The organism is Sphingopyxis sp. 550B, assembly GCF_057401805.1.
In genome coordinates, this window is the sequence record NZ_CM171610.1 from 3,673,144 (window position 1) to 3,687,872 (window position 14,729).

The 14,729-nt window shown below is 61.7% G+C and carries 13 protein-coding genes and 1 pseudogene; 4 read left to right on the plus strand and 10 right to left on the minus strand.

Features of this window, described 5'->3' with window-relative positions; all coding sequences use genetic code 11:
• The first annotated feature begins 84 nt into the window (after positions 1-84).
• Positions 85-867, plus strand: a complete 783-nt coding sequence (locus tag AC2S9W_RS17160) for an alpha/beta fold hydrolase (RefSeq protein ID WP_212596803.1) — start codon at positions 85-87, stop codon at positions 865-867.
• Complete coding sequence (locus AC2S9W_RS17165) at positions 864-1,328, plus strand: acyl-CoA thioesterase (protein WP_067182679.1); 465 nt, start codon at positions 864-866, stop codon at positions 1,326-1,328. The genes AC2S9W_RS17160 and AC2S9W_RS17165 overlap by 4 nt, the downstream gene beginning before the upstream one ends.
• 9 nt (positions 1,329-1,337) lie before the next feature.
• On the opposite strand, the gene AC2S9W_RS17170 is transcribed toward AC2S9W_RS17165, so the two are convergent.
• Genes AC2S9W_RS17170 through AC2S9W_RS17180 form a run of 3 tightly spaced genes read right to left on the minus strand, consistent with a single transcriptional unit; the run spans position 1,338 to position 6,092 of the window.
• A complete protein-coding gene (locus AC2S9W_RS17170) occupies positions 1,338-2,462 on the minus strand; it encodes a zinc-binding dehydrogenase (RefSeq protein ID WP_237233961.1) in 1,125 nt (374 codons plus the stop codon).
• Between the two features lie 27 nt (positions 2,463-2,489).
• A complete protein-coding gene (locus AC2S9W_RS17175) occupies positions 2,490-3,782 on the minus strand; it encodes a spinster family MFS transporter (protein ID WP_067182673.1) in 1,293 nt (430 codons plus the stop codon).
• A 45-nt stretch (positions 3,783-3,827) separates the two neighbouring features.
• Positions 3,828-6,092, minus strand: coding sequence for a TonB-dependent receptor (locus AC2S9W_RS17180; protein WP_212596802.1), 2,265 nt, complete (start codon positions 6,090-6,092; stop codon positions 3,828-3,830).
• 169 nt (positions 6,093-6,261) lie between these two features.
• Between AC2S9W_RS17180 and AC2S9W_RS17185 the strand changes: the two genes are divergently transcribed.
• Positions 6,262-7,017, plus strand: a complete 756-nt coding sequence (locus AC2S9W_RS17185; RefSeq protein ID WP_172709638.1) for a TetR/AcrR family transcriptional regulator — start codon at positions 6,262-6,264, stop codon at positions 7,015-7,017.
• A gap of 271 nt (positions 7,018-7,288) precedes the next feature.
• Positions 7,289-8,806: a class I adenylate-forming enzyme family protein gene (locus AC2S9W_RS17190; RefSeq protein ID WP_067182668.1), complete on the plus strand. Its 1,518-nt coding sequence runs from the start codon at positions 7,289-7,291 to the stop codon at positions 8,804-8,806.
• Positions 8,807-8,858: 52 nt separating this feature from the next.
• Here the strand turns inward: AC2S9W_RS17190 and AC2S9W_RS17195 are convergent, their stop codons facing one another.
• From AC2S9W_RS17195 to AC2S9W_RS17225, 7 genes and pseudogenes are all read right to left on the minus strand, one after another.
• Positions 8,859-9,137, minus strand: a complete 279-nt coding sequence (locus AC2S9W_RS17195; protein WP_067182666.1) for a P-loop NTPase family protein — start codon at positions 9,135-9,137, stop codon at positions 8,859-8,861.
• Positions 9,138-9,248: 111 nt separating this feature from the next.
• The gene (locus tag AC2S9W_RS17200; protein ID WP_067182663.1) at positions 9,249-9,491 is read right to left on the minus strand and encodes an ABC transporter transmembrane domain-containing protein; all 243 of its coding nucleotides are present in this window, start codon (positions 9,489-9,491) and stop codon (positions 9,249-9,251) included.
• A gap of 58 nt (positions 9,492-9,549) precedes the next feature.
• A pseudogene (locus tag AC2S9W_RS17205) lies at positions 9,550-9,852 on the minus strand (acyl-CoA dehydrogenase family protein); the annotation flags it as partial.
• A gap of 335 nt (positions 9,853-10,187) precedes the next feature.
• Complete coding sequence (locus AC2S9W_RS17210) at positions 10,188-11,438, minus strand: type II toxin-antitoxin system HipA family toxin (RefSeq protein ID WP_212596801.1); 1,251 nt, start codon at positions 11,436-11,438, stop codon at positions 10,188-10,190.
• A complete protein-coding gene (locus AC2S9W_RS17215) occupies positions 11,435-11,803 on the minus strand; it encodes a helix-turn-helix domain-containing protein (protein ID WP_244857799.1) in 369 nt (122 codons plus the stop codon). Before AC2S9W_RS17215 ends, AC2S9W_RS17210 begins: the two co-directional genes overlap by 4 nt.
• Positions 11,804-12,139: 336 nt before the next feature.
• The gene (locus tag AC2S9W_RS17220; RefSeq protein ID WP_486571327.1) at positions 12,140-13,750 is read right to left on the minus strand and encodes an FMN-binding glutamate synthase family protein; all 1,611 of its coding nucleotides are present in this window, start codon (positions 13,748-13,750) and stop codon (positions 12,140-12,142) included.
• Positions 13,751-13,851: 101 nt separating this feature from the next.
• Entirely contained in the window at positions 13,852-14,451 is a 600-nt protein-coding gene (locus AC2S9W_RS17225) for a hypothetical protein (RefSeq protein WP_486571328.1), read from the minus strand.
• Positions 14,452-14,729 lie beyond the last annotated feature (278 nt).

Here is a 14,729-nt window from a genome sequence, read left to right on the forward strand (position 1 = left end):
TATACGGCTCGAACCTGGTGTTCGGATGGCCTCACCCTTCACGCCCGGGATTATCCGGCCCGCGTCGAAGCGGCAAAGCCGCCGGTGGTCTGTCTGCATGGACTTACCCGCAATTCGAAAGATTTCGGCGGATTGGCGGCCTGGATCGCGGCGCGAGATCACCGCGTCATTGTACCGGACATGCGGGGGCGCGGGCTCTCCGCTTATGACCCGAACCCCATGCGCTATGTGCCCGCAACATATGCAGCTGATATCGCCCAATTGCTCGACAAGCTCGGTATCGACCGGGCTATCTTTATCGGCACGTCGATGGGCGGGCTGATCGCCATGGACCTCGCGGCGAAATGGCCGCTGCGGGTCGTCGGCGCGGTTCTGAACGATGTGGGGCCGGAGGCGTCACCAGCAGGCTTAGCGCGCATCGCGTCCTACACCGGCCTTGTCGCGCCGCTGGAGACCTGGCTGGATGCACGGGACTATGTCCGGCGGATCAACGAAGCAGCCTTTCCCCTGTTCGACGACGATGAATGGATGGAATTTGCCAGGCTGACCTTCCGCACCGACGGCGACGGCAAGCCGCTATTCGACTATGACCCGGCAATCGCCGAGCCGATCAAGGCCGGGCTTCTCAAACCCGATCCCCCGACCGCGTGGCGTCGGTTCCAGCAGCTGTGCGATCGCCGTCCCGTCATGCTGATCCGCGGCGCGCTGTCCGACATCGTCAGCGACGACATTGCCGCGAAGATGCAGGCGAAGGCACCGTCGCTGACGGTCGCCGAGGTTCCCGATGTCGGCCACGCTCCCTTGCTCAACGAACCGGCGGCGCTTGATGCGCTCGCCCGGTTCCTAGAACGGGTGCCGGTGGAATGAGCCGCAGCCCTTTGCGCGAACGCCGATCCTATCGCGCCTGGGACGATATCCGAACCCGGTGGTTGGACAACGACATTTATGGCCATGTCAACAACACGGCCTATTATGCTTGGTTCGACACGGTGGTGAACAACTGGTTGATCGCGTCGGGCCTGCTGGCGCTCGACAATCGGCGGCTCATCGGCCTCGTCGTCCAGAGCAGTTGCCGCTATGCGAGCGCGCTTTCCTATCCCGACACCGTCGAGATCGGCCTTGCGGTCGAACGGCTGGGCAATTCCAGCGTAACCTACCGATTGGGTGCCTTCCGGCGCGGCGATGAAGCCGCATCTGCCGAGGGCTTCTTTACCCATGCCTATGTAGACGAAGCCACGCGCCGACCCGTCGCGCTTCCGGAAAACTGGCGGGCGATGCTGGCCTCGCTGACCGCCGAACAGGCGGAAGCGAACCGGCGCGGCCCTTGAAACGCTCGTCTAGGGTATGACCACCTGTCGCACCGCTCGCCCTTCGGCGAGTTCGTCGAGCAGGTTGTTGATCGCTTCGATCTTGCTGACCGACGTCAGCAATCGCTCGACGGGAAGCCGGCCTGCGCGCCAGAGCGCGATATAGCGTGGTATGTCCCGCGCCGGGATCGACGACCCCATATAGCTCCCTATCAGGGTTTTGCCGCCAGCCACCAGCGAAACGGCGGGGACCGAGAACATCTCGGCGGGGTTCGGCAAGCCGACGGTGGCGATCCGGGCACCGCGGCGGCCAGCTTCATAGGCGCGCTCAAGAACGGCCGCCTTTCCCACAGTTTCGATCACCACGTCAGCGCCGCCTGGAAGATGAAGAGCCAGCATCCGGTCTGCATCATCCGGATCGACCGCTGCGTGTGCCCCGAGTTCAATCGCGAGCGCTCGCTTTTGGGGCGATGGGTCGATCGCCAGGATCGGGTTGGCGCCGGACGCCACGGCTCCGAGAAGCGCCGCGAGACCGACCCCGCCGAGTCCATAAATCACGACGCTTTCCCCAAGACGCACGGCTGCACTGTTCATTACCGCTCCGACTCCGGTCAGCACAGCGCAGCCGAATAGCGCCGCGATTTTCGCGGGAATGTCACGATCGATCCGCACTGCTGAGCGTCGATCGACGACGGCGTGGGAAGCAAAGGCGGAAACGCCCAGATGATGGTTTACCGAACCTTCGTGGCCGCAAAGCCGTGTTCCACCACGCAGTAATTCACCGCGCCCATTGGCCACGGTTGCAGGCTCGCAGAGATACCCCTCGCCCGCTGCACAGCGCGCGCATTCACCGCACGCCGGAAGGAAAGCGAGGACGATCCGATCACCCACTGCGAACCCGGGGTCGTCGGCATTTCCGAGCGCCTCGACGATGCCCGTCGCCTCGTGCCCCAGCACCATTGGCAAGGGACGCGGCCGATCGCCGTTCACGACCGAGAGATCGCTATGACAAATCCCCGCCGCATCGATTCGCACAAGAAGTTCGCCGGAGCGCGGAGGGGCAAGGTCGAGAGGAACCAGTTCCAGAGGGCGAGAGGTCGCATAGGGCGCAACGCTGCCTTCGCCGTGCAGCACGGCGGCCGTGATTTTAGTCATCATAATTATCCAGAATTGATTGGTGGCTCAAGCTTCCCAGTCTTTCGCCACGCGCCGCGCCGCCATCAGGTAGAAAATGGCCGCCGCCAGATAGAAGAGCGCACCGGAAAGCAGCGCATAGCGGAGGGATTGCGCGCCATATTGCTGCGTCAGCTTGTCCGAGATGAACCCGAGAACCGCCGAACCCAGTCCCAGGCCGATCAAATTGTTGATGAACAGGAACAGCGCCGAGGCGGTGCTGCGCAAAGTAGCTGGCACAACATTCTGAACGGCCGCAAGGACCGTGCCATAGCCCATGCTGCCAAGCATGGTCGGGATGAAGAGCAGCCCCATCGACAGCATCGGCGACGTTGCGAGAACGGCCAGCGCAAAAAACGGAATCGAAACGAGCAAGGCGCACATCGGGATCGCGATATAGGCGCCGGGACGGCGCGGCCCGATCCGGTCGCCGAGCCAGGCCCCCAGCCATATGCCCGTGATTCCTCCACTGAGAATAATGGCGGCGTAGAGCAGGGTGACTTGCGAAAGCGGCATATCGAACGACCGGACATAGAAGGACGGAATCCAAAAGGAGATGCCATAGCTCGCCGTCGATCCCAGCGCCGAGCCGAAGGAAATTAGCCAGAAGGCTGGCTTGCGGGCGATGATCCGGATCGCAGCAGCCAGTTTCGGCCGTTCGTCGGCAGGCCCATGTTCGACAGGGCCATGTTCCGCGCCCCCACGCACCGGGTCGCGCACCAACCATCGGAAGACGGGGGCGATGAGCAGACCCGCAGCTCCCATCGTGATGAAGGCCGTTCGCCAATCGAAGGCGGTCGCGATTATCCCGCCGAAGGCGAGTCCGATCGCTCCGCCGATGGGGATCCCAAAGGAAAATACGCCTAGCGCCCGCGCCCGTTCGCCTGGCCCGAAATAGTCGGCAATCATCGAATAGGATGGGGCAACCCCGCCCGCCTCACCGATCCCGACACCAAGCCTCGTAAGGAACAGCGTCACGAAGCCCGTGGCGAATCCGCAGAGTGCGGTAAAGCCGCTCCAGATGCACAGCGACACGGTAATGATCCAGGAGCGGCTATACCGATCGGCCAGCCATCCGATGGGAACTCCAAGCGTTGCATAGAGCAGTGCAAAGGCAGTGCCGCCGAGCAGGCCCAATTGACCGTCGGTCAGATGGAGCTCGTCCTTGATCGGCGTAGCCATAACGCCAAGGAGCATGCGGTCGGCAAAATTGAAGATATAGACCAGCAGGAGCAGGGCGAGGACGAGATAACGATTACCGATCCTCCCCGTCCCTGCGGTCTCCCGTTCGCTGCGTCCCATCACGGGCATTCCTTCAACATATCCCGCATTGGCGGATGGGCGGAATCAGTATCGAAATTCTGCGGTCAGCTTGACCGTCCTCGGCGGTGCGTAGAAGCTGATCACCGAGTTTCCGAACGCGGGCACTGGGAAATTATAACCACCGGTCTTGTAGCGCTTGTCGAACAGGTTGCGGCCATGGACGCCGATGCGCCAGTGATCGTCGGGCGACGTCCAAACCGCGCTCAGATCCACGAGCTGATAGGAGCCCTGATCGAGCGCCGGAATAGGGGTTTCAAAGAGGTGGACGGCGCTGCGGAACGAAAGATTGGCATTGAGGTCCAGCGCCCCCCCTGAACCCAGGCCGTGGTGCGAACTGAGGCCGACGAAGCCGCTCCATTCGGGCGTATTCTGAAAGACGCGCTGGTCGGACACGTCAATGTAACAGCCGATAGCCGAAGGCGGGGACGGCGGATTGGCGATACACGCGCTGCCCGACGCGCCAACCCCGAACGACGCATAATTCAGGAATTTCGCGTCGAGATAGCCGACCGCGAAATTGGCCCTCAGCCAATCAGTAACCGCCGCCGAGCCTTCCAGTTCAGCGCCGCGGATACGCGAATTACCGACATTGTCGACAAAACTCACGGCGCTGTTGCCGACGGGCACCTGCGTCGTCACCTGCTGCCCCTTATAGTCCGACTGGAAGATCGCACCGTTCAATTTCAGGCGACGGTCGAACAGATTCGATTTGAATCCGATTTCATAGGTCGTGACCGTCTCGGGGTCATAGCCAAGCCGCGTTGCCGGGGTCACCGACGCGTCACCGCGCATATCAAAGCCGCCCGACTTGAACCCCTGACTGTACGACGCGTAAATATTGAACGCCGGGGTGAATTTATAGGTCGCACTGAAACGGGGGGTGAATTTCGAAAAGGTGCGACCATTGGTGTAGTCGGTGAGAATCTGAAACGGGACGGCGGTCGGCCCCGGAACACCCAGACCGAAATAATTCGCCTTGAACACCTGTGCCGTCTTGTCGTCGCTGGTGTAGCGCGCGCCCGCCGACAGCAACAGCTTGTCGGTCACATCGACGCTGACGTCGGCGAACGCGGCATAGCTTTTGGTCTTGACCGAACCCGATGTCGGCTGGGTGATTCCGAAGGCCCCGAGGATGGCGTCGAACTCGCCCGCCGCGGTTCCGTCGAGATAATAGGCCCCGACGACCCCCTGCACCCGGTCGAAATTGAACTGCACCTGCAGCTCCTGTGACAATTGGTCGTCCTTGTAGAAGCCGGGAATGTCAAAATATTGCGAGGGCAACCCGTCGAAATCAATCCCGTCGCCGTGGGTGGAGCCTTCGCGATAGGCAGTGATCGACTTGAGCGTTATGGCGTCCGACGCCTTCCACTCACCCGTCAGCGAAACGCCGCCCGTTCGGACCCGACCCTTGTAGCCGATGCCCGCCAGCGTATCGTATTTATCGGCAAGCGGCGGTGTGGCGACAGGGAATCCCGGTGTTTCGCGATGCCCATTGTTGATATTGCTGTCGTCCCACAGCTTGTCAGCGGCAAGCCGGAAAAACAGCTTGCTGCTCGGCTCGAACTCGATGCTGATGCGGCCGGCGATGACGTCCTTGTTGGCGTGCTCTCGGCCCAGCGTCAGATTGTCGCCATAACCGTCGCGGCTATAGTGCGCGAAGGCTGCGCCGACGCGCAGCGTGTCGGTGACCGGTGTCGAGCCGCTGAGGATGGCGTTGATCTCTTTATAGGTGCCGAGCTCGGCGCGTGCCTTGAACTCGGGCTCCGAACCGAGGCGTCGCGTCACATATTTTACCGCCCCGCCGATCGTATTGCGGCCATAGAGTGTCCCTTGCGGGCCGCGCAGCACTTCGATTCGTTCGATATCAAAGATATCAAGAACCGCGCCCTGCGGGCGCGCGATATAGACGTCGTCGACATAAAGGCCGACGCCGGGTTCGAAGCCCCACAAAGGATCCTGTTGGCCAACGCCCCTAATGAAGGCGGTGAGCGTTGAGTTGGTGCCGCGCGAAACCTGAAGCGTGGTGTTGGGCGTCGTACGTTGAATAGCAGTGATATCAGCAGCGCCCCTTAGATCGAGTTGCTCTGCGTTCTGGACGGTCATCGCAATCGGAACATCCTGCTCGCGCTCCGCCCGCCGCCGTGCCGTAACAACAATCTCGCCGTTGTCCGCTCCGATGGCAGCGGCCGCGTTATCGTCCTGCGCCAGTGCGGGTACCGCAAACAGCGGCATAGCGGCCGCCGCGATGCCGACCAGTAGCGCTCGTCGCTGCGCATCAGAATTGATCATTGGACTCTCTCCCCACCCCGGATTATCAGTTCACTGTTTGCTGAACGTCTTTGAATAACTTGAACAGCGGCCGTGTCAATAGATGTTCATCATATAGTGAATATCGGCAGAGGCTCGAGCCTTGCGGTGCAGTGAAGCGATGTGCATGATTAAAGGGAGCCAGATAGCCGTGGAGAAGAATGTGAGCCTGCAGCGCCGAATCGCGGAGAAGGATGGCGTGCGGGAGGGGGCTCGATCACGCCAGCACAAGATCGCCCCGGCAAAGGCGAAATCCAAGAAGGCTCAGCAAAGTCTTGAAACGCGCGACCGGTTGCTCGATGCGGCCGAGGAGCTCTTCGCGCACTTCGGCTTATATGGGGTCACGGTCCGTAACATTGCCGAACATGCCGGGGTCGATAGTGCCCTGATCCACTATTATTTCGGCACCAAGCGCGGGATGTTCGACGCCGTCTTCGCGCGCCGGGCCGAGGCCATCAACGCCGCACGCCTCTTGTCGATGGACGATTATGAGGAACAGGTGGGCACTGCCATAACCGTCGAGGGCGCGCTCCGGGCCTTTCTCCATCCCATATTGGAGAATGATCGCCAGGCCGATGCGGGATGGCGCAATTTCTCGGCGCTCGTCGCGCTAGCCAACAACACAAAGGAGTGGGGCGGCGAGATGATGAGCCGCTACTTCGATTCTGTCATCCACCGACTTATCGACCTCCTGCGCAAAGCCATGCCTGATGCCAAGCCGGTCGATCTATACTGGAGCTACCAGATGCTGTCCGGCTCGCTGATGGTCATCCAGGCATCGACCGGGCGAATCGAGCTTCTGTCAAATGGCGAATGTCGCTCGGACGATGTCGATGCCTTCTCGGATCGGCTGGTCGAATATGCAGCGGCAGGTTTTCGGGCTTTGTGCCAACCCGACCGGACGTAAAGTGACGGCAGTCGTTCGTCGGGCACTCGGCGAGGCCAGGTACGCGGCGGCCTGAAGCCCGTGCGCTTTGTCGATGGTCTCCATGTGGCGCAGATTTGCGGCTCGCCGCGCTCAATCGGCGGCCCGTCGCGCCGCCTACCCTCACTGGACACAAGCGGGCGTGGAAACGATGTTCACCGTTTGACGGAGATTAGGTTGACAACCTCATAAAGTTCATCGAATGGTGAACATGATAAGCCTCCCGCTCCACTCCGGAAGAGGCATCAGGGGAATGGGATTGTCTGAAGCATCGTTCGTGTCGGTCCCCGCGCGCTTGCGTGCCGCTGCTACGGCCTTTCCAGATCGCATGGCGGTGTGCGACGAGCAATCGTCCCTGACCTATCACCAGTTGCGCGAAGCTACTGGCGCAGCGGCGGACAAGCTTGCCCGTGCAGGGGTGATTCAGGGCGACGTCGTCGCGATCTGCGCCTTCAACTCGGTTTCCTACGTAATCGCCTATCTCGGTGCAGTCGGCATGGGGGCGGTCGTCGCTCCGCTCCCCCAGTCGGCGACCGCCGACAGTCTTGCCCGCATGATCGGCGATTGCGCCGCGCGGATCGTCCTGGTCGATGAGGGAGCCGCGTCGATGCTCGCGAACTGCGAATTGCCCGCCCCCCTAGCCAGCCTGACCGATATCGCCGATCCCGCAGGAGTACTGCCGGAGGGACGAATGTTCGAGTGGGCAGAAATCGCTTCGTCCGACCGCTTCAACATCATCTATTCGTCGGGAACGACTGGGACACCGAAAGGCATCGTCCAATCCCATGCCATGCGCGAGGCGCATGTGCAGCTCGGCGAAGCTTGCGGATATTACCCAGGCTGCGTGACGCTGTTTTCCACGCCGCTTTATTCCAATACCACGTTGATCAGCCTCCTGCCGACGCTGGCGCTGGGCGGCACCGCGATATTGATGAGGAAGTTCGGCGCCGAAGCCTTCCTGACCCTGGCCGAAGAACAGCGCGTGACGCATGCCATGTTGGTGCCGATCCAGTATCAGAGGTTAATGGCGAGCGAAGGCTTCGACACCCACGACCTTTCCTCGTTCCGCGAGAAATTCTGCACCTCGGCCCCATTCCCGCCCGAGCTCAAGCGCGCGATCCTGAAACGCTGGCCTGGTGGCCTCACGGAATATTACGGAATGACCGAGGGTGGTGGCTTGTGCATTCTGCGCGCGCACGCTCATCCCGACAAGCTGCATACGGTGGGCCGCCCCGCGCCGGGCACCGATATGCGCATCATCGATGAAGAGGGCGTCGAGCTCGCGGCGGGGGAAGTCGGCGAAATCGTGGGCATCTCGGAGAATTTCATGCAGGGTTATCACAATCGGCCGCGCACGACCGAAGAAGCGATATGGGCAGCACCCGACGGAGGCAGATTCATGCGCACCGGCGATATCGGAAAATTCGACGAGGACGGCTTCCTGACGCTCATGGACCGCAAGAAGGACGTCATCATCTCGGGAGGCTTCAATATCTACCCTTCGGATCTCGAAGAGGTGCTCCGCACCCATCCGCATGTCGAGGATGCCGCCGTCGTGGGAATTCCTTCGACTCAGTGGGGCGAGACGCCCGTCGCGTTCATCGTCGGCCCGCAAGCATCACCTGTGGAGGTGCTGGAATACGCCAACCAGCGCGTTGGAAAATCGCAGCGTCTTGCTGACCTGCGCATCGTCGACCAGTTGCCCCGCAGCCAGATAGGCAAAATCTTGAAGCGCGAACTTCGGGCATCCTGCGAGGAAGACAGTGCCTGATTTGGATCACGGCATGTCGGGAAGTCGCTAGGCGGCCTTAGTTTTCATAGCCTTATGCTCCATTCCCTTCACCCATATGCATCACCTCAACCTCCAGCGCACCACAGGCGAAGCGCTCGTCGTCGACAAAGAGACGGTCGAAGTCCCGCCCATCAATTTTGAGGTCATCGAAAGCGAATACAGGTTGGAAAATCTTCTGCACATCGCGGATACCCGAACCCGACGGCCCGACGATGCCGAGCATCTCCCCCGCCTTGAGTTCGAGGGTCACGCCGCAGAGCACCTCGGGCATGTCGGGACGATAGCGAAAGCGCACCTGGTCGAAGGTCACGTCGCCGCGAATGGGCGGAAGGCTGGCGCGGTTGGAGTTATATTCGGGCTCGGCAGGCGTGTTCAGGACGTCGCCCAGACGGTCGACCGAGATACGGACCTGCTGGAAATCCTACCAGAGCTGCGAGAGGCGAAGGATCGGTGCCGCCACGCGGCCCGGCAGCATGTTGAAAGCGACGAGCGATCCGACCGACAAGTCGCCCGCGATCACCGCTTTTGCTCCGAAATCGAGGATCGCCACGGTGGTCAGCTTCGAGACGATCTGGATAAGGTGGCTGCCGGTATTGGCAAGCTTGGCGACGTCGAACCCGGTGTTCGTATAACCGGAGAACAGCTTTTCCCACCGATCGCGCATCAGGTGTTTAGTTCACATATTTCCGGGGCACGCTTCAAAGCCGATCTTTACCTCAAACTCAGAACGCCGCCAGCCCCGTAACAGCCCGGCCGAGAATGAGGGCATGGACATCGTGCGTGCCTTCATAGGTGTTCACGGTTTCCAGGTTCATCATGTGGCGAATGACGTGAAACTCTTCGGAAATACCGTTTCCGCCGTGCATATCACGAGCTTGGCGCGCAATATCGAGCGCCTTTCCGACATTGTTCCGCTTCACGATCGATACCATGTCCGGCGCGAAACGCCCTTCATCGATCAATCGGCCCACTCTGAGACTCGCTTGCAGCCCCAGCGCGATCTCGCTCATCATGTCGGCGAGCTGTGGATCAGCGTTGGAGCGGAACCCTCTTCTTTCACGATCTATCTTCTTGAACTGTCGTAAAAACTTGGCTTTGGCCGGGGTCCCAATAGGCGCCGCTCGGGACCCCGGTACGCGCTAATATATACATAACAATCAATGTATTAGCTTCCGTGAGAGTGGGGTCCCACTCCAACGCTGATCCACACCGAAAGCCAGAATGATGACGGTGACAAGCCGATACTGCCGACGATTGATGGGTCACCTTCTATCAATCATGAAAGCGGCAGTTCTTGATCGATAGAAGGGCGCCCTATCGATCAGCCCCTCCAACCTGTCCACGGCGGTCGGCGCGGCAACTAGCCGAAAAGCTTGTCGATATGCGCCAGACGTTCGGTTATCTCACCGCGAGAAGCGCCAATATCCAGTTCTTCGGCATGCCGCGGCCATTCAGCGATGCTGGCGCGAACGGCATCGATCATTTCCGACACCTGAGCGTCCGAGAAACCGTGTCGCTTGGCGAGGCGCTGGACATGGGCGCGGGTCGGCGTCCGCCCTTCCCCTTCGACCGCGAGATAATGTTCCCCGCCCGGCCCATTTGAATAGGTAAGATCATATGCAGGCGCGAGGCGCCATTGATCGTCGACACCGAACAGAAAAGCGTGCTGGCGCGTATGATCATCGCGGTTGCACGCCAGAATATTGAACAACATCCGCCGGAACGCCTGCTCGAGATCCGCGGCGTGGCGCGTTATGTGAAGCACGGCACGAAGAAAGCCGTCATAATCGATGCTTGGCATATGCGACGGCGCTTCCACCGCGCCAGCCAGCGAGACCATGTGCAAGCGCCGTCCGGGCTCGAGCCTGTCGAAACGACGGGTCGCAAAATAGCCCGGCCCGGCCTTGGCGGATAGCAAGCGTGACGGTGCCATGGTGATCCCTGCGGCCCGTGCCATGCGAGCATAAGCCTCCTCCACGGGACCGATATCGACGGGATCGGCCAGCGCCCGGAACTTGACGATCCAGCTCTCGAACGCATCGGCAAGCTCTCCTTCACCGAAGCAAATCTCTCCGTTCGGGGAAAAACCGATATGGACTTTGGGCCGTGCGCCGCCCGAAGCGCCGGCAAGCGTTGCGAGTGTGTCGGCCAGCACTGTCTCGTCACCCAACAGGATCGCGTGCGCTTCGGCTGCCAGTTGATCGAGGTCGAGTGTCTGCACATGTTCCGCTGGCGTTGTGACCGGCTCGTAGACAAGCGCGCCACGACCCTGACGTCCCACCAAGGCAAGGCGATCGACACCGCTCAGATCGTCCCACCTGACATCGACCTTGGCCAACCGCCGCTTCATCAGCAAGGCTCCCCACCCCTCAGGCAGGCTGTCGGCCAAAAACCCGTGAAGCCCCTCGAAATCACGCGTGCGTGCTTCGTGGAGGCCCGGTTCTGGTGGATAAAGGGCCGGTGAGAACGGACGCTTGTTTGCGACTACGTCAGACGCCCATTCGAGCTGCGCAAGCCCCTTGGCCATCGCCAGTCGACCGACGGGCTCCACCGCGCCGGATTCATTGGGCCAAAATCCGATCCGTAAGGGTGATCCAGGGGCGAGCTTCATGTGGGCCGCCGCGGTGCTCGCACGCGACGCCTGGATGCGTTCCCGGGATCTTTTTGCTGCCGCTCGATAAGTGCGTCCATACTGGCGGCTGCAGGCTCGGGGAACAACGCCCTCAGATTTTGCTCGCACCGCAAAGCGATCGCGGCGCGCACAAGATCATCGATAGAAGCCTTGCCTTCGGTTTCCATACGGCGCCAGGTGCGGTAGGATACGCCAGCCCTGTCGGCCGCTTCCGCTTGCCCCCACCCAAACGCCAGCCGCCGCGCGCGAATATCGCCGCCGATCGCTTCGGCAATTTCCAAGGGAGTATCAAACATCGTCCGTATATGGACAGATAATCGTGATAATGCAAGATTATTGTCCACATAAGGACAATTTCCTTCCTGATCTTCTATCTGTGGATTCGGCTTTGACAACCGCGACGGACTGCCGAAAGAGATGTGAAGCAGAACTCATGAATTTATGGGGTCGAGGCTGCAAAAAGCGGCCGAATATCGAGTACATAGCGGAAAGAAATCGCCGACTGGAACAAAGGAAGAAAACATAATAAAATCAATAACTTAATTTAACCCTATTTCTCTTAATCAGCGGGTCCTAGGTTCGAGCCCTAGTGCGTCCACCACTTCCTTCGACGATCTGCGCCGCAGAACCGCTTCATGAATATGGTCTCGCATATTCCGCGACATGAAACGCGTTCGGCCTCAAATGGCGACTTCGAAACTGTCGGCCCGCGCCAGCTTCCAGGCGTTGCCGTAGAAATCGCGTTCGCAGGCGCCGTCCAGCAATTCGCCTTCCTCAAGGAAGATATGGAGTTGGGAGAAGAGCCGGATCTCGGTCAGGCTGACCCGGCGGACGAGATGGTGCGGGGTGATTTCGCCCGGATGAGCTAGTCCGGCCGTCGCGATCATCTCGGACAGCGCGAGAAGCGTGTTGCGGTGGTAATGATAGACGCGCTGCGCCTTGTCAGGCACGACGAGCGCGCGCTGGCGAACCGGGTCCTGCGTCGCGACGCCCGCCGGGCAGCGGTTGGTATGGCAGGAGAGCGACTGGATGCACCCGATCGCGAACATGAAACCGCGGCCCGCGTTGGTCCAGTCCGCCCCCAGCGCGATCGCGACCGCGATGTCGAAGGCGCTGACGATCTTGCCGGCCGCGCCAACCCGGATCCGGCTGCGCAGACCTGCCCCCACCAGCGTGTTGTGCACGAAGAGCAGGCTTTCGCGCAGCGGCATGCCGAGGTGGTCGGCGAATTCCTGCGGCGCCGCTCCGGTCCCGCCTTCGGCGCCGTCGACGACGATGTAATCGGGCAATATCCCGGTTTCGAGCATCGCCTTGACGATGCCCATGAATTCCCAGGGCTGGCCGACGCACAGCTTGAAGCCGACCGGCTTGCCGCCCGAAAGACGGCGCAGCTCGGCGATGAACTGCACAAGCTCGATCGGTGTCGAGAAGGCCTGGTGCCGCGCCGGCGAAATGCAGTCGCGGCCCATCGGAATGCCCCGCGTCGCCGCGATCTCCGCGCTCACCTTTTCGGCGGGCAGGATGCCTCCCTTCCCCGGCTTGGCGCCCTGGCTGATCTTCAGCTCGATCATCCGGACCTGCGGATCGGCCGCCCGTTCCGCAAAGCGGGCGGGGTCGAAGCGCCCGTCTTCGGTGCGGCATCCGAAATAGCCGCTGCCGATTTCCCAGATCAGGTCGCCGCCATGCTCGCGATGATAGGGACTGATCGAGCCCTCTCCGGTATCGTGCGCGAACCCGCCCAGCTTCGCTCCCTTGTTGAGCGCGCGAATGGCATTGGCGCTCAGCGCCCCGAAACTCATCGCGGAGATGTTGAAGATCGATGCCTGATAGGGTTGCCGGCACGCGTCGCCGCCGATCGCGACCCGGAACGTCGCCGGGTCCGACGGAGGCACGGGGCGGGTCGAATGCGCGATGAATTCATAGCCGTTCTGATAGACGTCGACCAACGTTCCGAACGGACGATCGCTGATCTGGTTCTTCGCACGCGCGTAGACCAGAGACCGCTGGATACGCGAGAAGGGCGCGCGTTCGTGGTCGCCCTCGATCAGATATTGCCGGATCGCCGGCCGGATCTCCTCGAAGAACCAGCGCAGCCTGCCGACGATCGGGTAATTCCGCTTGACCGCATGCCGTGCCTGGAAAATGTCGAACAAGCCGACGAGCGACAGGGCGACGCTCGCCGGAAAGACGAACAGCGCCCATGGCGCCGGAAGGAACAGCCCCGACACCAGCGCGGCGAGAACGCTGAGGAACAGTGGAGCAAAGCGTTTGGGGAACAAGTCGGTCTCCATTCGGTCGTGCGACATGGCAAGGGGAGGAAGGTCGCGATGGCGCGGCCGAAGGGGCGGTCATCCGGAGCGGCGACGCATCCGCGCCGCCGCGGGCATGGGGATCATGTGGCCCGCCGTCTGCCGCGCGGAACGAAACGAGGCGTCGCCTCGCGCTCGTGAAGCAGGCTGACCATCGCGAGCATCACCCGGCGCGCCGATGCGCTCGCACCGATGCGCGGGTCGCACCAGAGGCTGGAATAGAGCGCGGCATGGCGACGCAAGGCGCGGTCGAGATCGCCCTCCCGGCCCGCCAGGCGGCGTTCGAGGTTCGCCACCGCGTGCGACGCGCGTTCGATCGGCAGGCCGTTCGCGTCGATGGCGCGCCAGACGGCGCGGCGCTGTGCCTCCTGCGCTACGGGCGAAGCGTCGACACGGAAATGTCGGTCGAGCACGGCCTCCATCGGCTCGCCCGGCGCGCGCCGATCGGACAGGCGCAAGGCCAGCGCGAGCATCTGGTCGTCGGCGAGCGGCGAATGCTCGAGCCGCTCGATCGCGCTGTATCCATCGTCCGCAACCGCCCGCATCCGGGACGCTTCCACAGCGGAAGCCAATATTTGCTCCGCCCGCTGCGCGGCTTCGCACAGCAGGCGCGAGAACAGCGCTTGCTGTTCCGCAGGTCCATCCACATCGATCTCCAAAGCGCTGAGCGGCGAGCGGCCCACGGGCGCGAACCATGCCGCATGTCTCGAAAACCCCCGGGCCCGCCGCGATGCGGGTCCGGGGCGGCTAGCCTTCGAGCAGCCGACCGGCGTGATGCGCCGAGCGCCTCAGGGACAGGGAGACATGCATGGCGCGCAACATGGCCTTCTTTGCGGAAAATTCAACAGGCCGCGATGCTTCCTCCGTATCGCGGCACGTCCGGCCACCCGCATCGACCGCACCGCGATCCCATTTCGCGCCGAATTTCGCTTTACAGGGCAGAGGGTGCCCGCCCGCTCTT